The sequence below is a fragment of the Cytobacillus solani genome (assembly GCF_006704205.1).
Taxonomy (GTDB): Bacteria; Bacillota; Bacilli; order Bacillales; family Cytobacillaceae; genus Cytobacillus; species Cytobacillus solani.
The window spans coordinates 2,789,573-2,815,018 of sequence record NZ_CP041305.1 but is presented as its reverse complement, the minus strand read 5'-3'; the positions used below and the strand labels follow the sequence as shown (position 1 = coordinate 2,815,018).

17 protein-coding genes, 1 rRNA gene and 1 other annotated feature are annotated in these 25,446 nt (G+C 36.7%); of the genes, 5 read left to right on the top strand and 13 right to left on the bottom strand.

Going from position 1 to position 25,446, the window contains the following annotated elements:
• Positions 1 to 15: 15 nt before the first annotated feature.
• The 4 genes from FI644_RS14025 to FI644_RS14010 all read right to left on the bottom strand — a co-directional run bounded on the left by FI644_RS14025 (position 16) and on the right by FI644_RS14010 (position 6,696).
• Entirely contained in the window at positions 16 to 1,962 is a 1,947-nt protein-coding gene (locus FI644_RS14025; protein ID WP_142108522.1) for a TOMM precursor leader peptide-binding protein, read from the bottom strand.
• Positions 1,959 to 3,914 carry a putative thiazole-containing bacteriocin maturation protein gene (locus FI644_RS14020; RefSeq protein WP_142108521.1) on the bottom strand — a complete coding sequence of 652 codons (1,956 nt, stop codon included), beginning with the start codon at positions 3,912 to 3,914 and terminating at the stop codon, positions 1,959 to 1,961. The genes FI644_RS14025 and FI644_RS14020 overlap by 4 nt, the downstream gene beginning before the upstream one ends.
• A 156-nt stretch (positions 3,915 to 4,070) precedes the next feature.
• Positions 4,071 to 4,343, bottom strand: coding sequence for a heterocycloanthracin/sonorensin family bacteriocin (locus FI644_RS14015; protein ID WP_321172043.1), 273 nt, complete (start codon positions 4,341 to 4,343; stop codon positions 4,071 to 4,073).
• A 619-nt stretch (positions 4,344 to 4,962) separates the two neighbouring features.
• Positions 4,963 to 6,696: a methyl-accepting chemotaxis protein gene (locus FI644_RS14010; protein ID WP_053474537.1), complete on the bottom strand. Its 1,734-nt coding sequence runs from the start codon at positions 6,694 to 6,696 to the stop codon at positions 4,963 to 4,965.
• Positions 6,697 to 7,092: 396 nt separating this feature from the next.
• Between FI644_RS14010 and FI644_RS14005 the strand changes: the two genes are divergently transcribed.
• Positions 7,093 to 7,488, top strand: a complete 396-nt coding sequence (locus FI644_RS14005) for a hypothetical protein (protein ID WP_053474536.1) — start codon at positions 7,093 to 7,095, stop codon at positions 7,486 to 7,488.
• Positions 7,489 to 8,340: 852 nt separating this feature from the next.
• On the opposite strand, the gene FI644_RS14000 is transcribed toward FI644_RS14005, so the two are convergent.
• Positions 8,341 to 12,759: a S8 family peptidase gene (locus FI644_RS14000; RefSeq protein ID WP_053474535.1), complete on the bottom strand. Its 4,419-nt coding sequence runs from the start codon at positions 12,757 to 12,759 to the stop codon at positions 8,341 to 8,343.
• 840 nt (positions 12,760 to 13,599) lie between these two features.
• Here FI644_RS14000 and FI644_RS13995 point away from each other — a divergent pair.
• Both FI644_RS13995 and FI644_RS13990 read left to right on the top strand, forming a co-directional pair.
• Positions 13,600 to 14,127 (top strand): RNA polymerase sigma factor, encoded by a 528-nt coding sequence (locus FI644_RS13995; RefSeq protein WP_053474534.1) that lies wholly within the window; start codon positions 13,600 to 13,602, stop codon positions 14,125 to 14,127.
• Positions 14,111 to 14,722, top strand: a complete 612-nt coding sequence (locus FI644_RS13990) for a hypothetical protein (protein WP_142108520.1) — start codon at positions 14,111 to 14,113, stop codon at positions 14,720 to 14,722. Before FI644_RS13995 ends, FI644_RS13990 begins: the two co-directional genes overlap by 17 nt.
• A gap of 38 nt (positions 14,723 to 14,760) precedes the next feature.
• On the opposite strand, the gene FI644_RS13985 is transcribed toward FI644_RS13990, so the two are convergent.
• The 4 genes from FI644_RS13985 to FI644_RS13970 form a co-directional block, all read right to left on the bottom strand.
• Positions 14,761 to 15,117 carry a hypothetical protein gene (locus FI644_RS13985; protein WP_142108519.1) on the bottom strand — a complete coding sequence of 119 codons (357 nt, stop codon included), beginning with the start codon at positions 15,115 to 15,117 and terminating at the stop codon, positions 14,761 to 14,763.
• Between the two features lie 295 nt (positions 15,118 to 15,412).
• A complete protein-coding gene (locus tag FI644_RS13980) occupies positions 15,413 to 16,216 on the bottom strand; it encodes a hypothetical protein (protein WP_142108518.1) in 804 nt (267 codons plus the stop codon).
• 777 nt (positions 16,217 to 16,993) lie between these two features.
• Positions 16,994 to 17,143, bottom strand: a complete 150-nt coding sequence (locus FI644_RS26335; RefSeq protein WP_156319076.1) for a hypothetical protein — start codon at positions 17,141 to 17,143, stop codon at positions 16,994 to 16,996.
• A 42-nt stretch (positions 17,144 to 17,185) separates the two neighbouring features.
• A complete protein-coding gene (locus FI644_RS13970; protein ID WP_075209218.1) occupies positions 17,186 to 18,067 on the bottom strand; it encodes a helix-turn-helix domain-containing protein in 882 nt (293 codons plus the stop codon).
• Positions 18,068 to 18,402: 335 nt separating this feature from the next.
• Positions 18,403 to 18,658: a binding site (T-box leader), on the top strand.
• Between the two features lie 55 nt (positions 18,659 to 18,713).
• Between FI644_RS13970 and FI644_RS13965 the strand changes: the two genes are divergently transcribed.
• On the top strand, positions 18,714 to 20,066 hold the full coding sequence (locus tag FI644_RS13965) for an amino acid permease (protein ID WP_142108516.1): 1,353 nt from the start codon (positions 18,714 to 18,716) through the stop codon (positions 20,064 to 20,066).
• 96 nt (positions 20,067 to 20,162) lie between these two features.
• Here the strand turns inward: FI644_RS13965 and FI644_RS13960 are convergent, their stop codons facing one another.
• Complete coding sequence (locus tag FI644_RS13960; protein ID WP_181758121.1) at positions 20,163 to 21,629, bottom strand: methyl-accepting chemotaxis protein; 1,467 nt, start codon at positions 21,627 to 21,629, stop codon at positions 20,163 to 20,165.
• A gap of 248 nt (positions 21,630 to 21,877) precedes the next feature.
• On the opposite strand from FI644_RS13960, the gene FI644_RS13955 reads away from it, so the two are divergent.
• Positions 21,878 to 23,197, top strand: coding sequence for a short-chain fatty acid transporter (locus FI644_RS13955; protein ID WP_142108514.1), 1,320 nt, complete (start codon positions 21,878 to 21,880; stop codon positions 23,195 to 23,197).
• A gap of 468 nt (positions 23,198 to 23,665) precedes the next feature.
• Here the strand turns inward: FI644_RS13955 and FI644_RS13945 are convergent, their stop codons facing one another.
• The 3 genes from FI644_RS13945 to rrf form a co-directional block, all read right to left on the bottom strand.
• On the bottom strand, positions 23,666 to 24,088 hold the full coding sequence (locus FI644_RS13945) for a hypothetical protein (protein ID WP_082620618.1): 423 nt from the start codon (positions 24,086 to 24,088) through the stop codon (positions 23,666 to 23,668).
• 221 nt (positions 24,089 to 24,309) lie between these two features.
• Positions 24,310 to 24,624 (bottom strand): aspartyl-phosphate phosphatase Spo0E family protein, encoded by a 315-nt coding sequence (locus FI644_RS13940; RefSeq protein WP_053474525.1) that lies wholly within the window; start codon positions 24,622 to 24,624, stop codon positions 24,310 to 24,312.
• A gap of 590 nt (positions 24,625 to 25,214) precedes the next feature.
• Positions 25,215 to 25,331, bottom strand: a 5S ribosomal RNA gene (gene rrf / locus FI644_RS13935).
• Positions 25,332 to 25,446 lie beyond the last annotated feature (115 nt).

Below are 25,446 nucleotides of genomic sequence, written 5' to 3'. Positions count from 1 at the left end.
CCTCCTAATCACTGCTTAAGGAAACGGATGCGGATGTGGATTGAGTTGTTCTGGTCTCAATGGTTTATTCGTATACCCAAGCTCCATAGGGACGCGGAGTACCCTTTCAAGCCCTGTCAGGCGGGTAAGGTGGTGCCCGAATGTCATCGGCAGCATCCCCGGAATCAGTACTTTTACGCAATACAATCCGTTTCGTCTCGTTTCCGGTGTCGTCTGGTCTATTATAATTACATCAAGGTTTAACTGACGGAACACATGAAGGATGTCTTGCAAATCATCGGTAAGATCCGTATGATTCGACTTCCACATAAACTCCTCCTTAAAAGTTCGCATTGGGCCATTGTCGTCAAGCAAAAAGCTTAAGCGCTTTTCTGCTTGCGGCAAACCGTATAGCATTCCGTGGTCATCCATCTGCCGAACTAGGGAAGAATCATGCAGCATTCTTTCATACTCCTCCTGGTTCGCCTCAAATTTTTCATCAAGGTTCAGCATCATGCCAGCAAGCTCGTGAACCGCGCTTTTCACCGCCCGTACCGGATCCAGATGAGCTCCGGCAGCACAGATGAGATTCAATCCCTTTTCCTTTCTGTTTTTAGCCATTGCCCAAATACTTGGAATACCGTGTTCCATCGTGGAGTTATACAAATACAAATCATACCCAGCGACTGCTCGCATCCGTTCGACCATTAATTCCAACTCCAGGTCGTCAGCTGTAAAAGGATCCAGTCGTGGAAGGTTTAGCTTCGCGTACCAAGTCATAAGGAATGAATCACGCTCGACCACTTCCATAATTCCGTAGAAAATGGCCTCCTCTAAACTTCCTCCTAGTGCACATCCATTGGAAGTTTCATAGATAAAACCGTGTGACCCGCATCCAACACTGTAATAGGCAAGGAGCTCTGGAACCAGAATTGGACGCTCTTCTAACAGCGAATAACCCCACACCCAATTAATAGAACGGGCAGGATCAAACGATTTAAATGGATAACCAGGCTGCTCATATTGTTCCTTTGCGTGTACTCCTACCTTCAATGGATTGAGCGCTTGATTTTCCAGGTTACGAAAACTATCATGGATTACTGTCCGTTTCCCACGTGGCTCCAAACCACAGTGCCGCTCCAATCCCTCTAAGATGGCTGTCAACACGCTTTCTGCGTATGAATGAGTCCGGCCAGCTGTTCCCTCGTCTCCGGTAAACATAGGCAGATTGACACTCGCATCAGCAAATGGAGTCACTAGGTCATACATTTTACTATTCAAAAGGCCAGTACGATTATCCAGATAGTCTTTGACAATAACTTTTTTCATCTCATCCAATGGACGGCAGCGGAAACTGCTGGAGCTGATTTTCAGACTTGGCTGCAGTGAAATTTTGGCTAATGTTTGTGAATCGTCGGGTAATCGACCACAGACCGAACACAACGGGTCGGGTAGAAAAGTATGCAAGGAACTCTTCAGTGTTTTCAAATCAATTAGATACACCTTACCTTCCGAATAAGCCTTATCACCTTGTAATATATTCTGTACCTCACTCCCAATCAGGTGAGCCATTTGCAAAAGTCCGGTACTTGAAGCCCACGGGTCACTTTCCATTCCTCCGGCCACAGCAAGCCTCTTTTGCACCTCCCACATCTCTGTGCGGTCACGTCCTCCCATGAGACGCCTCATGTCCGCACATTGAGAGCAACCTGCTGCACCTGGTCGTACGAGCGGACCAACTACACCCTCTCCAAATGAAATGAAGCCTCTTAACCAGGGAGTACCAGTCTTTCGTAACACTTCTTCCGCCTTTTGATGAACAGAGGGTTCCCAACCATCATCCAAAACAAGGGCGAAGTCAGTAATTTTTGGAACTCCTTCCTCAAAATTGGTCTTACGAATAACTAGTTGGTGTGCTGACAGTTCCTCGCTTACAAGGTCCGCCAGTACCCCCTCTCCGACAACCAAAACGAAGGCACTCAATGTGATTCCTCCTCTAGCAGCAAAACACCAAACACTCCGTCTAGTTGCTCTTTAAAAACAGGTTCAAGTCCTAATTCGAATACTAAGACCCGTTTGCCATTCCGTTCCAATATTTCCATAGCTCCCTGTAGGAGGTCCGCTTGTATCCTCTCTTCATACGCAGGAATGCTAAGACTAACCGGCATCTTTTCTTCCAAAAGTACGGACGTTTCCTCACAGGCTAGTTCATTAGAGGAGTCTGCTTTGTTTTGCACTTTGATAAGTGCCTGCTGTAATGCCTTCCGTAACGCCATTGTTATATTTAAATCTGCACTGCCATACCATCCATCTTTCGTACCTACCCAGACTACAGGAAAACCGGATACTTCCTTTCCTGTTGCGATAATTGGCGCTCCCCGCATCGTAGTCAGTGCCTCTAAATAGAACCTGCATCTCTCATCTTCTATAAAACTCAACTGTACTCGAGAAACACAATACTTCTGATTAAGTTGTTGCTTGCTAAGCTCCTCTGCCAAACACTTTTGCAACCCACGGCCAACACCTTCCACAAACGATTCACCAGCTCCAACCCCGACCATTTCCTCCGGTACTACTAAACCTCCTTCAACATTTTTATTTATTGGCAGAGTATTAACGATCAAACTGACCATTCGGGATATATACATTTCAATCCCAGTTAGTCCTGCTTCTCTTCGTGCCTCCTCATGAGTCAAACCTGAACAGACAATGTCTTGCATCAACTCAGCCGGACCCTCCGACAACGGGTCAACTGCCTGAACGCGGCACTGAGCTAACGGAAGCTGCTTTAAATCTCCCTCCTCCCAAATATGGAAGATCCCAGATTCTTCTGACGTCAATTGGTTGAAATAAAGAAGTAATTTACCTGGCTCAACTTTCTTTAAGCCTATTTGCAGCCGGCTTTCGACATCTTCAACCCATTCAGCAGAATTACCGCTTGTTACCAGTGGATGAGGCAAAAGTGAATGCCAGTTTCCCTCCAATGTATCCAAATCCAGAAGAAAAATCTTATTCCTCTGTTCCAATTCCATGACTCCTGTAACCTCTTTAAACATTTCAAATACGATCACATTGGCTAACAACGATCCCGGAATGGCAGAGAAGGGAGGGAGTTGCTTATTTTTGAATAATACAGAATGGTGTAAACGGCGCCATGCTGTCTCCCAACACACCTCGGAATTTGGATGTACTAATGGACCTGCTAAACCTACCTGCTGCAGGCATATAGCAGAAAGAAACATTTTCTTCTCTTCCCTGCAAACTGTATGAAGATGTCTAAGTTCCTCTAGTTCTCCCTCCTGACTCACATACAAAATCGAATCAAAGGGCTTCACTATTTCTCGCCAACCCTCCTTCTTTCGCGGAACTTCCTCTAAGTCAACCTCTGGGTCTATTTTTCGTACATGTTCCACGAGTTCTTTTAACCTCTGTCTATTGGTCGGAACCTTGTCTGTGATTAGTACTTGGATCTTAGTCAAACCCGATTCAATCAACGAAGAAACCAATGAATTTAAAATAGGACCCGAACCAACTGCCAGCACTTTGGCCTGACGGAAAACTTGAAAACGTGCCGCCCCAGAACCAACTAAATTATCCACAAATTCAATTTGAGATGCATGCTTTTTAATATGATCATCCGACAATTGATGCGGAAGGTCCTGGCTTAAATCTCGGACATACCCATTCGCATACAGCACTTCTGCAATTTCATATACCCGATCCCGGTATGGGCCAGGCAATCCGTTAGTCAACTGCTCTAACGTATACTCCCCATTGAGCATCGGCAACAACTTCTCAACCCATTGATCGATCCCACTGCCTTCGATACGGAATGAACTTAAGTTGTTTCGAAAATACACACCTCTGTTTGGTTCAGGGAGATAAAACGTGTCCCTTTTCACTTTCATACGCATAGAAGGGTTCAAATTTGTCATCTTTCTCCTCCTTACCGCTTGTGAACATAAATGTTCAATATCCTGCCACTAACATCGTATGTACTGCAATTTGTCCGTTATGTCTTAACTTATAGAGAATGACCCCTGCAACAATGCAGGGATCTTCTCAAATAGAAAACTAAACTATTAACCGGCTTAGCTGCCGCCACCACCGCAGCGACCACCGCCACCACAACGGCCCCCGCCGCATCTGGAGCAGCGTGAGCAACTAGAACAACTAAAGCAGTTAAAGCAACGGAAGCAACTAAAGCAGTTAAAACAGTTAAAACAGTTAAAACAGCTAAAACAACTAAAGCATCGGCCAAAACCAAATCCTAAACCAATGAATTGTCGATCCTGATCGGTATAGTACTGATTTTGATCCCAAGGGACTGCCTGAGTCGCTTGGAAATCGCCAACATTCAACATTTGAAGTTCACTTTGGAAATTATTCATTTTTTTTCCTCCTCAAACAAATTAATAAGGGATACCGCAACTTGAAACGGGAACAGCCAAGTTAAATCGAAAAAAGAACTGTATACCAGATGAATACATTGAATATTAGAATTCATCAACAGATTATGTACAATAGATGGGTATTGTTACTGATACATAAGCCTAATTTAACGGAACTGGAAAAGACTATTAAAACGAAAACAAGATGATTATAAAAACCAAAAATAAAAAAAATCCCTTGATCGGCAGCTGAATCATTAAAAAACTAGTTTCAATCTCCTAAATTTGTGCTGGTGGTACTGGATAGGTTGCACTTACTTTATTCCATTCATGTCTATGAGCTCTTAATGGAGTATGAGAATGTCTTTGGTCTTTAGTGACCTATTGGAGACATCCTTCATGGTATCGCGGCAATTAATAAACTATTTCTTTGGTTCCTAAATGAAAATACTCATGTTAGTAAGATTTTTATAGAAAATGCAAAAAAGTGAAAAATCCTAATGAAGCTTAGGATTTTTCACTTTCTTTTCTTTGATAAGTTATTAACGCTGTAATATTAAAAAACGATAATATTTATTTACATTCGTATATTTTACAGAACAAATTTGTCTATAGCTTGCTTTAGATCATTAATTTCATCTGATAATTTTGTTGCAGACTGAGTTACTACTTGAATGGCTTTTTGCTGTTCATCAACAGAAGAAGTCACTTGCTCTGCTGAAGCAGCGGTTTCCTCACTAATAGCTGCAATACTTTCAACCGATTTTGCAATCAGATCCTTTGCATCCATGAGAGCTTCTACACCTGATGCTGTCTCAGAAATCGCAGTTATAATATTATATACGGAAGATTCGATATGATTGAATGCAGATTCCGTACTATTCACGGCTTGATTTTGTTCATTTACGATTAATAATGTTTTATCCATTTCTTCGTTTACTAAGTGCGTTTCAGTTTCAATACCATTCAAGGATTCTCTTACTTTAAGCGTCGCTTCTGATGTTTGTTCTGCCAGCTTTCTAACTTCTTCAGCAACAACTGCAAAACCTTTTCCATGTTCTCCCGCTCTAGCTGCTTCAATACTAGCATTGAGGGCTAATAAATTGGTTTGGTTAGAAATATCATTTATGGCTCCTACAATATTTTCGATTTCTTTCACTTTATTAATTAAACTGATGATGACACGTTGAACATGATTGATTAACTCTGATGTTTGTCCGGATTTTTCTTTAAGGAACTGGATATTCTCTAGTCCTTTTTCATTGGCAAGCTGCATATCTTGAGAGGACTCTAACATATGGTTATTTTTTTCATGCACAACTACGATTTGATTCGCAAATTTAGTAGTCATTTGATTCGTATCATCAGCATCAGAAGCCTGCTGAACAGAACCTCGTGAAACTTCATCAATTGCTCTAGCAATTTCGTCTCCTGAAGCTGTCGTTTCTTCGGCAACTGCTGTTAAATTTAAGGAGGTCCCTTGAATTTCGGTAATCGAATTTTCTACATTCCCAATCAAATTTTTTAAATGTAAAACCATCTCATTAAAACTTTTGTTTAGCGAGCCTATTTCATCTTTTCGCTTCAACTCATCTAATGAAACAGATAAATTTCCATCTGCCACATCGTTGACCTTTTTTGAAAGCTTTGTAAGAGGTGTTGCCAAGTGCTTAGCGAATAATAAAGCAATAATCGTTCCAATTATTAAAGCTAAACTAAGTGTAATTGCTAAAATATTTAATAATTCATTCGCTGGTTTATTAAAGTCCATCTTATATGCTCCTGCTGAAACAGCCCATCCCCAATGTGGTTCCAACTTAGAGTATGATATTTTTTCAGCAACTTGATCTTTATTATTTGGGAGCACAAAATAAAACGTTGTAAATCCACCACCTGACTTAGCTTTCTTTATCTTCTCCTGAATAAATAGCTTCCCATTCTTATCTTTATTATCCCAATTGTTTTGACCTTCAACAGAGGGACTAGCAACCTGTACGCCATTCATATCAATAGCATACAAATACCCATATTCTCCTATATCTACTGGATTTACAATCTCCCTAGTCCCATCACTTCTTTTCGGTCCGATTAGTATTTCCTTAGCCTTTTCTTGAGCTTCCTCCAAAGTTAATTCCCCATGCTCAACTTCTTCATTTAATTCATTTATTAATTGTATGGCAGATTCTACACTATTTTTTAGAATCATTTTTCCCGACGCTTCTAAACTGTCTTTTGAATTTTCATAGCTAACTAAACTAATGATTAAACTTGGTATAGCAAGTAACAATAGCGAGATGCTAATAAGCTTAAACTTGATTGATTTCATGCTGATATCTCCTCTTTCAATTTTCTATCTTGTTCTAAACTTCAATGAATTGGGTCATCATAATTTTCTTATCGGAAAAAGGCTACTATTCTTTAGGTGAATTATTGTATAAACGAAAATTTTTTCCATTTTTTAAAGCAGGAAAAAACTCATTCGTGTATCTTTAATCAAATAAGCATTCCTATTCTATCTTTTATTATGGGAATCAGAAAATAGTCAATAACAATTAATATGGTCAGAGTTTGGTTGATAATCATATAAATGTGCTAATAAAGAGTTTGGTCATTGTGTTTCCATTTAGTCTATTAAAAAACAAACCTACCTTATGTTTACTTAATAAATTTTTGTTATAATTTTACTAATGAGTTATAATAATCCACAGGGGAGGGATATCAAATGAATATTCAAAGAAATAGTTTTGCTGTTTTACCCACTAATCTAAATCGATCTGTAATGAAAACTAATATCCAAAAACAAAATAACTTTAATATAGATGAGAAGAATGATTTTAAAGATATGCTTTTGTTAATGATAAAATTAAGTAATGAAAAAAAAATAATGAAAGCTTTAGGTAATATAGATGCAAAAATACCTAAGTCTGATACAGAGCCTTCTATGAATAAAAACAATGATAATAATAAAGAGTCCTGTCAAACTGATTCAGAAAAGAAAATGGATACCCATTCAATGAATAGTACAAATGATGATCTTAATGCTGAAGAATTAGAAGCAATTAGTATTAAATTAACTGCCAAGATACTGGGTATTAACGAAAAGGAAATTTTTTTTTAAAAGGAACCTAAGTGGGTTCTTTTTCTATCATTTTGTTTCCAATCAAGTTCATGACCTAATCTTTTATTAATTTTTATAGCATCTTCTTTTGAGACTGAATACTCCCCAACAATATGATCCTCATCATCCAATAAATCAATAACAATCGCTAAATCAGATTTTATTTCAATATTGTTAAGAATTTCTCTTGTATTGCTTTTATCACCTATATTTAATGCAAAAAGTGTTAAAAATCCATCCTCTTTGGGATCAACCTAATGCTTGTAGTCTCCTAATACTTATTGTTGGGAATTCTGGTAAAGTCTAAGGGAGAGCAAATCTTTCGCTCTCTTGCTATTTTCGCAACCTCCAGTTTGATAAGTATTCTCAATTCCCTCTTTGCGGGGACTAGAAGTAGTAGTTCCTGCATAATTTATTTATTTGCATTATTTCTCGTCCCAATCATTATTCAAAATACTTCATATAATAAACTTGTACAATAAATTTTTTTGCCATCCAGTTTGCTTCTGAGCCTTAAAGGCTCTTTTTTATATACATAATTACGCATAGAATAAATCATTTATATTAGTGGCAAATTATCAATAAAATTAACTGGAGGTTTTTATGGAAAATAAATTTGCTGTTATTATTTTTTTCTCTTTGCTAGGAATAATCGCAACAACAGTATTCAGTAGCATTTTAATGAACCAAAACAGATTAATACTAGCTAAGCTTTCCAAAAAATAGTATTCATTTTCCCAGGAGTTCTTAATGCTGCATAAAAAACTCTTAGAGCCATAGTGCATCTCAGAGTTTTTTCATTTTCACAATAAAACAGGCCCATTACAGATGAATGGGCCTGACGAAGATTACTTAATTAAGGCTATCTCCGTTTTTTTCTTCATTTTTATCAGGATCTTTTTCTTCTTTGTTGTCATCTTTGTTATCTTCTTCCTTCTTTTTCTCATTAATATACAGCTTGCCATCAGCGACTTTACGTGTTTCGTTGCCAAAGTCATCAGATACTTTCACTTCGATTTCAGCTCCGGCCGCTTTTACATTTGAAGTGGCTGTATAGTAACCTACATAATGTCCTGGAGCAGTTTCCATCATAGGGAGCTCAGTTGCATTTGCGATATCACCCGCATTTGTTAAAGGCATTCTAATAGCAAAGGTTGCTTTTAGCCCCGGTGCACTATCAAACTCAATTTTAACAGACTCACCCTTCTTCAATTCTTTATCTTCAGTTGGAAGAAGGTTTTCAATTGCTGGAGCAGTGTAAACAGCATGAACGGTTACTGTTTTCTCAACTGTGTTTCCAGCTTTATCCTGAGCTGCAACAGTAATAATGTTTTCCCCTTCATTTAACAGGATGCGAAGAGAGAATTTTCCGTCTGTCATTTTCGCATCTTGCCCATTTACTTTAACAGAGTCTAAATGCTCATCAGAAACCGTTCCTTCCACTGTGACAGTTTCCTTATTCGATTGCGACTTATCTTCTGGTGAAATAATTTCTAGTTCAGGATTGGTTTGGTCGAAAATGATTTTTACAGGATTAGAAGCGTCGGTTGATCCTAACTCTGTTGTAACTTTTGCAGTAAGGATATTCTCTCCTTCTGTCAATGAAACGTCTGCTGAGAAGGTTCCTGCCTCTGTTGCTTCAGTAGTGGCAATCTCTTCACCTTTATTGAAAATCTTAACGGTTGCTGCCGGTGAAGTTGTACCTTCGACCTTCACTGTACCTTCTTTTGTATAGTCTCCGTCTTTAGGAGAGGTAATAACTGGTGCTGTCACTTCATAGTTAACTGTGGAACGGATCATATAATTCCCTTCCTCTTCTGGAGAAGGAGTCCAAGCTCCACCAACTAGCTGCCAGCTCCGCTTCGCATTTGGTCCATTTTCATCTGTCGCTAAGCCAGGAGAACTTGTATTAATTGCACTTTGAATGTAAACCATGTAGAAATCACCGTTTACCATGATTCCATGCTCGCTTAAATCCACATGTGTCCATTCACCGTTTCTTAGAGCAGTTGCATCAAATGGTCCGGCAAGTTTTTTACCAGGGGCTCCATCTGGACCGCTTGCATCATAGACTTCAACCTTGAATGCAGTACCTCCTGGAACTGGCCATTCCGTATCCCAGAAACGAAATAATCCACCAGTAACCATGGCACTTTCCTGTCCTGCTGCTAGACTCATTTTAACCGCCCAGCCATTTCCGGCATCGTAGAATGCACGGGCATTTTCGGCTGTTCCGTCATCATAGCCAATTTCACCAGGGTATCCGATAAATGGCTTTAACTGTACGTTTTGTTCAATTGTGCCTTCGCTAATCGTAACCTCGATTTCTTGACTATAGTATGAAGGTGCCATCACTTTTAATGTATACGTACCTTCATAAGCTGTTAATGAATATTCACCGTTTGCATTTGTTTCTACTGGCTGAACAGCAGCATCCTCAACTAAAAGAAGCGTTGCATTTGAAATTGGCTCCCCAGTAGCTTCGTTTGTAACAGTTCCAGTCACAGTTCCTTGTGGGATTTCTTCAAGGACAAAGTTTGCAGTTACTTCACCATCTTGCGGCACATTTACAGTCTGAGATTGTGAGCGATAGCCATATGCTTCCGCCTGAACAGTAAAACTGCCTGATGCATGTGTAAATTCATATGTTCCATCTTGAGGTTTAGTAAACACAGATCTGCCAGATTCTAAAATACTTACCTCAGCTGTTAATGGAAGAAGTGCCGGTGCAGGCTGTTTTTGGCTGCCTTCGTCCTTTACGATCGCATCCTTCTTAGGTTCAATTTTGTTTGGATCGACTTTTTCATCCTTTAATGTGGCTTTCGAGTCATTTTTAGCAGTATCTGATTTTGTCGTGCCAAGCTGTGCTTTATTAGTAGCCTGAAGCGGTGTGTTAGCAAGCTGAACATCATCAATGTACCAGCCTGGTCTAACTACAGAACCATCAGTTGTTACGTTAAAACCTACATAGATTCTTTGGCCTGCATATTCGCTTAAATCTACTTCACCGTTAATCCAATCAGCTGTGATATCATTCACGCGAAGCTTTTGCGTCCAGTTTTCCATGTCAGTAGAGACAAAAACATGGCCATAATCATAGTTTCTTTCGAGGTTATGCCATTGTTTAAATTGTAAGAATGCGTTACCTTCTGGAAGATCAATTGGCGGCATAACTAAAGTCATATTTGCACTGGCATCATAGTTTCCTGCGAGGTTAGTAGCAAACACCTTTTCACCAGATGCGGCCTTGCTTGGTCCAGAAGTTGGCACTCCCCATTGCCAGCTGTTTTTTACTCCGTATGATGTCCAGCCAATTGGTTCTGATTCAAAATCTTGAGAATAGCCCACAGTGATGCCAGGCTTAACGGAAACTTGGTACGTATCTGTTCCAACTTCGTTTCCACCGAAATCATTGACTTTCCATTTGTATGATACAGAAGGAACAGCAATATCATCACCAGGAATGGCTGCCGTATATGTTCCATCTTGGTAATCTCCAGAAACTCTGCTTGCTTGGACAGTCGCCCAGCTGCCATCCGATTTTAAGTATTCGAGGACAACATTCAATACACTAACATTGTCAGTTGCCTTCAGTTCTAGAGGCAGGTCCATTCCTGCGTATGTTTCCTGAGGTGCATGATGTTCCACTTGTGGTGCTTCATCATCATTGCCTTCTTTTGCCACTTGCCCTTTGATTTTTCCAAGACCGGAAATAACAGAGGAAACCGCATCGAAAGCATTAACGAGACCTGATCCGAAACCGTTATTTGGTGATGTCGGATATGTTCCATTCGTTAACGGTGTAGCTGTTGTCATTAAAATCTCTTCGATTTCTTCCACTGTTAGGCTTGAATCAACTTGTCGAAGCAATGCCGCAACTGCCGAAACATGCGGTCCTGCCATAGAAGTTCCATTCCAGCCGCCTTCATAGATGCTTCCAGGGACAGATGAGCGAATATTTACACCTGGTGCAGAAATATCAGGCTTGATTTCTCCATATGGAGATGGGCCTTGAAGCGAGAAGCTTCCTAGTCCATTATTTATGTCTGTTGCACCTGTAGCATATGATTCTGGATAGTTAGCTGGGTTGGCAATAGAACCCGGTCCACCAGGATTTCCTGCTCTAGTATTTCCTGCTGAGAATTCAGGGAAGATTTCCGCTGCGCGCCAAGCCTGAACCATTGGACGGTACCATTCATCAAGCCCTGGACCTCCACCCCATGAGTTATTAACAACATCCGGCGCTTGTTCAGGATGTGGATTTCCCGCAGCATCTTTTGGTGCTAATATCCATTCACCAGCAGCTAGTAGATCACTATCTGATCCGCCACTCGCTGTAAACGCTTTAACGGCAATCCATTTTGCACCAGGAGCGACCCCGATTTGATTCGCACCATTTGGTTCACTTCCCACCATTGTACCCGTTACATGTGTTCCATGACCTTGATCATCATATGCTGCTGCTCTTCCTGCAGTAGCATCGAACCAGTTAAATTCATGTGTAGGCGAATTTGGATTGGCTGGATTATAGCCGCGATATTTTTCTTTTAATGCTGGATGATCCCACTGTACACCTGTATCAATGGAAGCAACAACTGTGCCTGAACCATCAATACCCATTTCCCAAACAGCTGGTGCACCAACACGTTCGATGTTCCACTCAATTGCATTTGTATTCGCTTTTGGTTCCTTTCCAAGCTGCATAGATGGTTTTTCTGCAACTTTTTCTGGGATATGAAGTTGTCTAATTTCGTTTGGAAGAACTTTTTCTACTTCTGGGAAGGCAGCAACTTGTTCCATAACATCTTTTGTTGCTGTAACTGCGATAGCATTGACAATATAGAAGGATTGAATTTCTTTAGCTTTGCCTTCTTTTTCTTGCTTGTGGAGGAAATCTGCTACAGATCCTTGAGTTTCAATAGCTGTTGATCTTAATGCGGAAAGGACTGCTGATCGCTTCATGTATTTAGCTTTTGCAGGAGTAAGATTTTGATTTAATGCATTCTTTTCAGCCTTTTTTGCCGCAGCTGCAGGATCAGATTGTTCCTTAAATTTAATTAAGAATGTAACTTGATCCTGTTTATCGAATTCATCTTGTAATCTGCTGCTAATTTTGCTTTTGGTCGATTCTAGCGATGATTTCTTTAGAGAAGTGTGCGGTGAACTCTTTCCTTCTGCATGCCCCATATTAGGAAACATGAGTGGGAGAATTAAAAACGCGACCGACAGGATAGACAGCAAACGGAATCGTACTTTTCTTTTTTTTCCCACAAAAATTCCTCCTCATCAATTTGTTTAATTGCAGTTAATAAACACTTTTTCCTGTTAGAAAATAACCACCTCCAGTTGCGGGAAAGGACCCCTTGTTACTGAAACTTTAGCTAATAAAAAAAAAGAAAGTTGTCGAATACACACGAAGGAAAAGTGTACCAGTTTAAAATGAGAGGAATGTATTAGGAGTAAAAGAGACATTTAGTCTAAAAGATTCAGCTAAATATCATTCTACTTAGCTGAAAATGCTCTCTTTCCAATAGAAAATCTATAATTTGAGTTTTGTATCATAAAAAATGAGAAGAAGGAATGTAGAGGTATTTTTTCATAAAAGTCTCATGGTTATTACGAAAGGGAGCTTTAGACACCAAGTCTTTTGACCTATCGAAACATTTATTAGAAAAAATTTAATTGAAATAGTTAATAAGATATGTAACTTTTTTGAAAATAAAAATTAATGCCTTTGAAAACTAAAAGTAACAGACTTAAAGTTTTAGTTACAAATTTTAATGAAAAAAGAATCCAATTTCCTACTTTCTCAACATGTATAGGAAAATAGAAATAAACTCACCTTCTCTTCATGAATATAAGGAAAAAAGGTACTAGGAAAAATTTCTACCGATTGGTATGGTAGACAATATTACATACGAAAAGTGGAATCATCTTGTTTACCCTCTGGCATAGAATAAGACAAGCATCATGAATCAAAATTCCTTGCCTTTCTAAGAGGGTTTACTATGTGACTTCGAGGGTCATGCTTTCAAAAAAAAATCTGTTCATATTGTGTTTTCCTTTTTCAATCTTATTCGTCTAACAATATGCTTGAGGGGAGCGGGTGAAATGGAAAAAATTTCTGTAGATACTTTTGAAAAACTATACCAAGAATATAGTGATAAAATTTTCAGTTATATATACCTCCTTGTAAATGACAGAGAGGTGGCTGAAGATTTAACTCAGGATACCTTTATTAAGGCTTACAGAAATTTGGATCAATTTAATGGCAAATCTCATTTATTTACATGGCTTTTCCGCATTTCCAGAAATGTGACGATTGACTATTTAAGGAAGAAGCGTTTGTTAACTTTTTTTTCAATAGAAAAGTATCAATTTGAGTCAAATCAACAGACGCCGTTAGAGATTGTTATGAAAGGTGAAAGAATAACCATTTTATACGAGGCCATCCGTCATTTAAAACTAAGTTATCAGGAAGTGCTTATTCTTAGGAAAATAAAAGAGTTTTCCATAAAAGAAACAGCTGAAATATTAAACTGGAATGAAAACAGAGTAAAAATAACAACTTCAAGAGCCATAGCTGCTTTAAAAAAGGAATTGATAAAAAGGAGGGAAAACAATGAAGAAGTTATCTGAAAGTGAGCTCTCCTTTCAGGAGCTAAATGAAATTCCTCGTTCAAGCCGTCAAAAACAGCAAACTTTCCAAAAAATTAAATGCGAGATAAGCAGGGAATCTGACACAAAGAGACGAGTATTTCCAAAAATTTTAACAGGTATGGTCTCGCTCGCCGCTTGTTTTCTATTTGTGTTTATTATATTTACCGCAACAAATCTCAATAATCGTACTAGCTTAATGGCAAGTATTGAAGGGAAAGAAATTGTCCAAATGGGATTGGCATCTTCAAAGCTAGGTACTTCTTTTTTACCAGGTGAAGAGGAGAATCAGAAAAATACGTTTATAATAAAAGACGACAATTGGAGTGAAATTGTGTTTGAAATGCTAAAAAATGCAGAAATAAGCAAGATTAAACCTATAACTGATCCATCTTATGACTTGTTGATTACACTGCAAGGACCTGATCTTTTAAAAATTAAGGTTTGGGAAGAAAAGGGAGAAGTATATTTAAGAGAACTGAACAAAGATAAATATTATTATGTTCCAAAAGAAAAAAGCAAAGTATTTTTAGAGTATGTCCATTCATTAAATCATTATATTACAAAGCCAATCTAAAAAATCGGCAAAGCGATAAGCTGAGCCGATTTTTCCTTTTATTGAATTCTGCAATATTTACTCCAATATCCATCAACACAAACATAGAACTTTGGATCTTCGCTATGTACATATTTTGTACATACCCAGCAGAGTTTATCAACAATTGACGAATCATCATCATCAAGACTAATTGATATTTCCTCCAATCTTTCAGGTTCTAGTTTTTCTCTTGAATCATGATTGGCTAGTTGTAACTCTGTTTCCATTGAAACTTCATTGGCATCAGTCACTTTCGTCTTTTCGATAACTTCGACTTTCTCATCATTTGTTAGAATATAGTTATGCGATGATGCAAAAGCTTGAGTAGAGATTGCTAGCAATAAAATCAACAATATAGCAATATGCTTTTTCATGTCTATTACCTCCAATTCTATTTGATAATTGCAGAATAGCATAATTTACCATTTAATTAATGATACAAATTAGGGAAACTCCTCTAGGATATTCTTACTATTATGTTTGAATTGAATGATAATTACTTGATTTTATATCAAAAGTTGGTTTAAGTTAGATCAGTCTCACTGAGGAACTGTTAGAATAATAAAAAATAGCCGCATACATCGCGGCCACATAAGCAATATTCTTTTTAACCAAAAGGATCTTAGAGTTAACATGAATAATTACAACCTAGTAGAAGATCAATAATGATTAGAACTCCTGCCATGATGTTACGATGCCATTATCAAAGTACAGGTAAATAGCGGCACCGTCTAGTATATCCCCATACACCCACTGTTCTAATGCAATATAATCTGAGTCATAGCTATTTACATCGTCTGGGTACCCCCAGGACAATAATACTTGTTCCATTGTCATCCCTGTCTGTACCTTTTCATTTTTGATAAGATTCCACACTGTATCGGAAAATTTGAATGTATTAAATGGATTCTTTGTTATATAACTTGCTTCAATAAACGTCTCGTCTACGTATTGATATGTAAAATATTTATCTTCGATTTTAATTTTAATATTTAAGGTGCTAAGCTCAGGATTTTTTTCCGAACTTATTAAAATGGCTTCTTGTAAATTTTTCAAGTCTACAATTTCCCCTTTGTTGTTTTCATAAAAATCAGGGTTTCTTAGCCAAATTCTTTCTTTTCCTACTAGTTCTTTCTTTTCTTTAGAGGGTGTTTGATAAGTGATTGATTTCGAGTCCTTTACAAATTGACTTGATCCAAGGCCATATAAGATACCATGAGTTTTATCCGTTTTTTTAGAATAGACTCCGTATTCCTCGCCCTTCTTTAAGGTACGCACAGTAGTTAGTTTATTTTCTTTATCAAATTTATATAGTGGAGTATCCTTGTTGATTATTACTTTCCCTATATGCCCTTCCTTGAGCGTAATTTTCCCCCATTTAACAATTATTTTTTCAGCATGAGCACTTTCCAAAGGCGAAAATAAAACGACGATCAAAAGCAGCACTGTCAATAAGCCAACAATTTTTTTCAAAGTTAAATCACTCCTAATATTTACATATAATGAAGATTTTACTATTAATATCTTAATATTTCTATATAATATAGAAATAAATTGTTAAATATTTGTATAAGACAGTCATATAAATATCGTTAAAATTTACCTAATCATCGTACTTTACATTACACTGAACACCAATTAAAGTTATTCAAAGCTTAAAGATTATTTATAAAATTTTCTTCTAAAATAATAAAATATGTTAAAAGGAGGGATTTGTTTCTAATGGAAATGTTTGTAATCGCAATAATATTCACTTTAATTTTCGGCACTTTTTCTTATATGCTGCTGAAGCATCCTGAAGGAGTTTTAAAAGTGAGTTCCTTTTCAGATAAATTTTCTGAGAAGCCTTTTCTAAAAAAGTTCCTAAAATTTATGGGTTGGTGGTTTTTTCTACTTGTGATAGGGGTATGGATTATATCAATTATCTCCTTGTTTGAATGAGCTCACGAACCATTTCACTCATAAGTCTCATCCAACGAAAACCTTTGTCACAAATATGCATTCATTTACCTTTACAACAACATACCTAGACAAATATGAACATCTGTCCGAAAGTTTTTTCCAGCCTAAAACAAAGTTTAAGGCTCCATCTAAGCTTTCTTCATTTTTCCACATTAAAATCCCTATACTTCAGTGATTTTATCTATTTATCAACAATAAAATATATCATAACCAAAAGAAAAAAGATTCCCACTAAACAAATAAGTTTGGCGGGAATCTTTTTGTTCGGTAATCATACTAATTCAAAGTTTAATGTTGTGGGGGATAGTCAAAAGGTTTGATTACAGAGCTAATACTATGTTGTGGAGGATAATCAGCAAAAGCAGCAGCACCTGTGCCCAAAAGCCCCACACATAAGATTCCTAAAGTTAATAGACTCTTTACAAAAATCTTTTTCATAATTTCACCACCCTTTTCTGTATTTTCTTACTAATACTAATATTAGCAATTTATTGATAATTTTTCCACTTCTTTCTCCATAATTTCTAATAATCTTGTTTTATTTTCTAATTTTAATAAGTGCAAACATTCCTCCAGATACTTTTTACCACTTTCATTTTCTCCTAATTTAATATAGTTATCACCCATTTGATAGTGAAACTCATTAAAACAGTACAATGACTCTTCATTTATACAAAGGTCAATTCCTTTTTGACAATACTTTATTGACTCTTCATAATACCCTAATTTAGTAAATACTTGAGATAAACCAAATAATACTCTTATTTTCACCTTTGAATTAAGAATATGCGGAAGTTTATCTAAATTAGTTTGAGCTTCTAAATAGATCGGAAGAGCACTGTGAAAATCATTATTCTCATAATATAGTATCGCGATACTATTCAGTATTTCCGTTTCTCTTTCCGTCAGATTAATTCTATTTGGATTTGTAATTGAAATGGCTTCATTTAAAATACTTTCTGCTTTAATTAAATCTTTTTCAATATAAAAAACACAAATTCCTTCATGCCATTTAATGTACTGAGCAAGTAACGGAGGGCTAAACAAGGGATTGCCCATTTCTTGATGTACAATATTATCTATTGCATGATAATTACGTTCTCTTTTATATTTTTCTATTAGCTGTATTACTGCTGTTGAATAATTTATTCTAGTTTCAGAAACTACATTGAAAAAATATGAAACATCCATATTTAGTCTATCTGCTAATTTATAAACAGTATCCAGACGCGGGTATGCTTTATCTTTTTCAAAAGAAATAAGTTCATCTTCTGTACATATACCGTCAGATAGCTCTGAAATGGATAATTTTTTGTATTCACGGAAGGATTTAAGAATATCACCTATCAAGTAATTCACCATCTAACCGCCTCCTAAAACTAGTCATTTATTGTTAATTATACCATATATATTAAACCCGATTTATAATACAAAAGTAACAATAAACAAATATTCAATCTATTCTTTATTTAAACCATACTTATCTCCAAATAGGGATATCTCCTCAAATATCGTGATATTATTTAAATTTCTCAAAAGTAGATTGTACTATTCTCATACGGCTAGATCCTGCAATGATAGAAGTTATTTTCCCTCACTACTTATTAGAAAAATCATTTTATTCATTGACATGAAGTATTTCAGCTTGTATATTATAGCAATATATTATTTTACCAATAACGTCGCATATTAAAATAACAAACACTATGATTAGGAATAGTAGAAGATTGTTCATGATGAGCAGAGAGCTGCGGGTTGGTGGAACGCAGTCACATGACACTTTGAACTCGCCTGGGAGTGGTTGAGCCGAAATACGATATGTTTATCTAGGTTCTAACGATTAACCTGCGTTAAAAGGTTTCGCAAGATATACTTTGCGCTAAGCTGGACTCAATAATAAAAGGAGTCAATAAGAGTGGTACCGCGGTTGGCCTAAAGCCTATCGTCTCTTTTAAGAGATGATAGGCTTTTTTATATGCTTACAACTAAGAGTAGGGGGTTTGAAAGAATGGATGGCAGACAAGAGAATTTAAAGCGAACGATGACATCACGCCATATTATGATGATGGCATTGGGAGGAGCAATCGGTGCAGGATTATTTAAAGGAAGCAGTACAGCCATCGATATGGCAGGCCCAGCTGTAATTGTTGCTTATCTTATTGGAGGAATTATCTTATTTTTTATTATGCGTGGACTTGCGGAAATGGCAATAAAAAACAAACAAGCCCGAACATTTCGTGATTTAATTCAACCATTTTTAGGCAATTATGCAGCTCATTTTCTTGACTGGATTTATTGGAAAATGTGGGTGTTAAATATTGCAGCAGAATCAGTGGTAGCAGCTATATTTATACAGTACTGGCTCCCAGGGGTACCCGTTTGGACACTTGCTTTAATCGTCTCTGCTATTGTGACCTTAGTAAACTTATTTTCAGTAAAGCTATTTGCTGAAACAGAGTACTGGCTTGCCCTATTAAAAATCAGTGCAATCGTATTATTTATCATATTTGGCTTAATCATTTTATTTGTACCATTTCAAGATCATGCCGCGATAGGATTTTCTAATCTGACCAAACACGATGGGTTTTTCCCTAATGGCATGCAAGGATTAATTATGGCCATGCTGGTAGTCATTTATTCATATGGCGGTACTGAAATGATAGGTGTTACTTTAGCAGAAGTAAAAAATCCAGAAAAGGCGATACCGAAAGCTGTGAAAGGCACATTAACACGGATTATTGCTTTCTATATATTGCCGTTTTTTGTAATTGTGAGCCTGATCCCCTGGAATCAAGTGAATGACGTTCCTGAGAGCCCGTTTGTGACAGTGTTTAACTTGATAGGAATTCCATATGCAGATCACATTATGAACGCCATTATCTTGTTAGCTGTTATTTCTTCAATGAATTCTGGGCTATATTCATCGTCAAGGGTGCTTTATACACAAGCAGTAGATGGAAATATTCCTAAACTATTTTCAAAGGTTTCTAAAAAGAAAGTCCCTGTTTATTCGATTTTAGCCTGTACCTCTTCGCTATATATTGGAGTGCTCATTTCTCTATTTGCCGGGAGCAAGACTTTTAACTATTTAATGGGGTCTCTAGGGTATACTGTCTTATGTATTTGGATCATTATTGCGATGGCACATTTGAAATCTCGGATTAAACAGACACATAAAGCTCCCTATCCTGTTCGCTCTTTTCCTTTTACGACATTAATAGCTTTATTAGCACTGCTTGCTATTTTAATTGGGGTTATTTCTACAACTTCTATTAGTGTAACGATAACAACAATTATCATCTATTTATTCATAACTGCATCTTATTTTAGTGCCGGAATGTTTTCTAATAAAGTGGCGTAATGTGCAGGGAACCGAGCCTCTAATAATCCATAAGGTCAAAAAACCACGTCGTTATGACATGGTTTTTGACTCCTTTTTAATGGCCAACTACCGAGCTCACTTTAAAAGATTCGAAAGGTTTTGTGTAGCAAGATTCGTTTCTTGAATTAAGCGTGATAGTTGTTCTTTGTTATTGGTTTGGGATTGAACAGTTGCAGAAATCTCTTCCATGGAGGAGGAAGCTTCTTCTAATATAGAAGCAAATTCATTTACTGCTACTTCTATCGCATCTGTTTCTTGATCAATATTTTTGGCAACACCGCTAAATGATTGAACTTCTTGTTGAAGGTGTTGAATGGAATACTGAATTGATTCAAAGATCGATTGATTCTTCACCGTTCCTTGAATATTTTCATCCATTTTACTAGATACGAGATTCATTTGGTTCTGTGTTTCTTGATTGTTTATATGCACTTGATTTAAAGTAGTCGAAATTTGAACGGCTGTTTTATCTGAGGTTTCCGCAAGCTTGCGAATTTCTTCTGCTACAACGGAAAAACCTTTTCCAGCTTCTCCAGCTCTGGCAGCTTCAATCGATGCGTTCAAAGCAAGCAAATTCGTTTGTGCAGTTATTCCTTGAATAGCTTGGATAGAGCTCAGGGATGACTCAATATTTTCACTTAATTGGTTCATATCTTTCTCCATCAATTCAATAAAACGTTTAAATTCCTGCATCTGATCATTCATTATTTGAGATTGTGAGCGGCCTTCTTCTATTTGACCTGTCATTTGATCAGTCGATTCATTAATTTGCAGCACACGTTCATTCATTGAATCTACTTGTTTAGCAGTACGTTCAATTGAATTCATAATATTGGTGATAGCGTTCCCTTGCGACTGTGTACCTGAAGCAATCTCCTGCAACGCAACATTAAGTTCTATCGTCATTTGTTTTTCTGATTCTGATTGTTCTTCTACCATCTGCATATTACTAGTTATGATTTGTGAGTTTTCCTCTAGAATTATGCGATGTTTAGATTCATTTTCCAACTTTTCTTCCGCAGATGTCTGCATCTTTCCAAGATCCGCTTCAAGCTTCCCCATAATTTTTTGTTGAAAAAACAACACAATGACAGCAAGAGAAAATAGCAATAAATAAGTGGAAATATCAGAGGAATAGAGCTCGCCATTTAAAGCAAAGGCAAAGGTCAATAATCCCACACCAAAAGCTGTTCCCATTAGGTAAAGAACAATATTCATATACAGGGCCGAACATACTAATAAATAGTAAATGAGTGATAGATTATTCTCAGAGGGACTAATTAATATGATCATTCCAAGAATAATAGTTAATCCAACTATCGCTAAATAAGCGATTTGTTTCGTTAATCGTTTGGATAGATGTAAAAATGCGATAATGGAGCATAGGACCGCTCCACCTATAGCGATTGTCAAAATAAGCTGCAGTGTTTTTCCTAAACTTGCTTCAACAACCACACCTAGAACAACTGAAATGATTAACATAATCAGTGTAATTCTATTTTTCTTTCTTAATGTTTCTATCTGTAACTCTTTAATTGACATCCTCATTCTCCTTCAATACTTTTCCACACATATTTTACTAGAAAAAAATTCCTTTGTATATAGTTTTATAAGCCGTTATACCTAGTAGAATCCTTGGTTTTGCTTTAATGAACTCCCTGGAAAAGCTCACTTATTTTCCTTATTTACATGATGGTAAAAGTTATTATTCTGAATTAATTGAAGGAAAATAAAGAATATTATAGAAATAATAAATAATAGTTTTAAAATAACTAGAAGGGAGAAAATGAATGAAAGCTCTTGTATCATTTTTCAATCGTGTCATGCAGCGATACTTGCCTGATCCATTTTTATTTGTCATTATTCTAACTTTTGTTGTGTTTACGCTTGGCATTATATTCACCGATAGCGGGCCTTATCAGATGATTCAGCACTGGGGGAATGGATTTTGGGGATTGCTTGTCTTTACCATGCAAATGGTTCTTGTTTTAGTAACAGGGCATGTGCTTGCAAGCAGCAGAATTTTTAAAAAGGGATTAGGTGCACTAGCATCTACAGCTAAATCACCTGGCCAGGCAGTGATCATTGTAACGGTTGTCTCTCTTATTGCTAGCTGGATAAATTGGGGATTTGGTCTTGTCATTGGAGCTTTATTCGCAAAAGAATTAGCGAAAAAAGTAAGAGAGGTAGATTATCGGCTTTTAATTGCAAGTGCTTACTCTGGTTTTGTAATTTGGCATGGGGGCATTTCAGGCTCAACTCCTTTAACCATTGCGACAGAAGGGCACTTTTCACAGGACTTGATTGGAATTATTCCAACTAGTGAAACGATTTTTTCCGGTTTTAATCTCGCCATTGTTATTGCATTATTTTTAGCTCTTCCACTGGTTAATCGGCTAATGATGCCTTCTAAGGAAGAAACAGTAACTGTAGATCCTGCCTTATTACAAGATGATATTCAAGCTGCTGCTATTGAAAGGGGGGCCATGACACCTGCAGAACGGCTAGAAAATAGCCGTATACTCTCTCTGTTAATTGGTCTATTTGGGCTCGTGTTTTTATTCTACTATTTTGCTCAAAACGGTTTTAAACTGAATCTTGATATTGTTAATTTCTTATTCTTATTCTTAGGCATTCTTTTCCATGGGACGCCAAAGCATTTTTTAGAAGCGGTTATGAATGCAGTAAAAGGTGCAAGCGGGATCATTGTCCAATTTCCTTTTTATGCAGGTATTATCGGAATGATGACAGCGTCTGGATTAGCTGCAGTTATTGCTAATGGGTTCATATCGATATCTAATGAATTCACATTTCCGTTATTCACCTTCTTAAGTGCTGGTTTAATTAATATTTTCATTCCTTCTGGAGGAGGCCAATGGGCAGTTCAAGCACCGGTCGTACTGGATGCAGCTATTGCACTCGATGTTTCCATTCCAAAAGCAGCAATGGCCGTTGCATGGGGGGATGCTTGGACAAACTTGATTCAGCCATTTTGGGCTTTGCCTGCACTAGCAATTGCAGGTCTAAAAGCAAAGGATATTATGGGGTACTGTGTCCTGACACTTATCGTAAGCGGTGTTATTATTTCTTTAGGTTTTTTATTTTTATAAAAAATATGGGACAGGATTCCTGTCCCACTAAATCATTTCAACATTTAGCTGCTGCAACAACCACTTAGGAACTACCAACCGTGCTGTCATTAACGGGTCTACGATTTGACAGACTTCTACTTGCCCAGCCGCACTCATAAGCATAGTGACTTCATATAATGGCAGACTATCGTTGTACCAGATGCAACAGACTTGATAGGCTTGTGTGTTTTATTAAAATCATACATGATTCCCGCTTGGCATGATAAAGTTTCCATATGCAGCCCCTTTCTCAGTCTCCAGGTTTCAAACTATTTATACTACTTTAAAGGACATTATATCAAAAAAATATCATTTTTTTTAAAAAGAATGAATAGTCAACTAACATTTTCTGCTTATAAGGTGAACTCACTCATTTAAATTTCCCCTGCACTAGATTTCAATTACAAACAATCAAAAATAAGAGCCCTAAAAATTGGGCTCTTTCCATCATTCACCATACAACTCTTTATACGCAATAACCTTCAATGCTAATATTTCATCTTCTGTTAACTTTCCTTCTATATTCTCAAGCACTTCTTCCTTAGACATGGATCCCTCTTGCACTTTCACACGTATATCATTAAGTTCAGTAATCCCAACTTTGCTAATAAGTGCTCTTGTTGCTTCTTCTTTTGTTGCAAATGGCAGATCCTCGGTATTTGCTGTTTTTGCTTCTTCTAAATAAGCTTTTAATTCTGGATCATTTTCTATTGTCTTCTTTATTTCTTCCATCTCACCGCTGTTTTCTAACTCTGTCGTTACCGTTTCCATTATCTTTTCTGAAGCCATATTCGTTCCAAAATAATAGACTGCATACCCAATCGCTCCTAATAATACAATCGTTATTACTAAGAATTTGATGAATTTCATAATCCACACTTCCCTTCATTCATAGAATTAATGATACTACAAATGGAAGGGAAGATGAATTTTTTTGATAAGTATCAGCTAGCGAAAATTTGACTATATCATTTAACCTATGAATTTTTTCCCCTTTCTGCTTTATAACAATTTTGCTTTCATAAATCCTAAAAAAAACTATTCTAGTAACACAGAATAGCGAGAGGAAATATTAGGATATTTTATACTTTCTACCCAAAATGTTTCAGCTTTTGATATTTTATTATTATTTCATCAAGCTTTTGACTTGCTTCAATCGTATCAAGATGTTTAAATCCTTTTTGTTTCCAAACTTCAATTAGTTCATCCTTGGACATACTTATTAGATTTAAAGTTTTTTCTTCAAAATATTCTTTAATAAGTAGATTTAATTTGATGGAAAGAGAAATATAATCTGAACTAGCTGGTCCCTTTAGATTATAGACTTCTTTTAAACTAACTTTATGATCAAATATTTCCATTAAGAGTTCCATATTTTCACATTGAAACTGGTCTATCGTATTCATGTGTACCTCACTCCTATCTAACTAATATGCGCTTTTATTTCCTTTTAATGGTTCCCACAATAACTATTTACAAAACATTTTTGATGTTATCATATAACCACTATCCTTGTGAACATAAAAGGAAATAGTAGCATTATTCAAAATATCACTAAATAATATTGAAATATTAATCAAAAATAATTAAATCAATTCCAATACCAACCTCTTCTATATTCGACGCAAGTTACCAATGGGGAAATACTATAATTTAATAATAATATTTAAGAAATAAATATATTCTTAAAATTCCTTCTAATTATAAATATCAGTAGGATACCTTTGTACCGATATAGCTATCTTCTTTTTTCACCTATTACGAACTGGTGCAGCTTTCATATCGTGCGCTTATTATTATTTATTGCAATCTCTTATTTACATAATAAAGGTGAGAAATTAGAAGTACTGCAAGAAGTAACATTTTGAGAGAAAACAATTAGGAACAACAGAAGTTTATGCTGTAGAAAAATAGAAATCTATTTGTTATATATGAATGTTCAATAGTTAGATAATAAAAAAAGAGTATACCAAAATTGTTTTGGCATACCCTTTTTGCCTGGCGGCGTCCTACTCTCACAAGGGGACAGCCCCTAACTACCATTGGCGCTGAGAAGCTTAACTACCGTGTTCGGGATGGGAACGGGTGTGACCTTCTCGCTATCGCCACCAGACTATTTTTAGTTAAAGGATTATTCCTTCAAAACTAGATAACAAATAACATACATCATTTTTGTCCAGCTACAGCGTCTAGAAATTCGCGTACTTCAACTCCTCCCACAGAAGCAA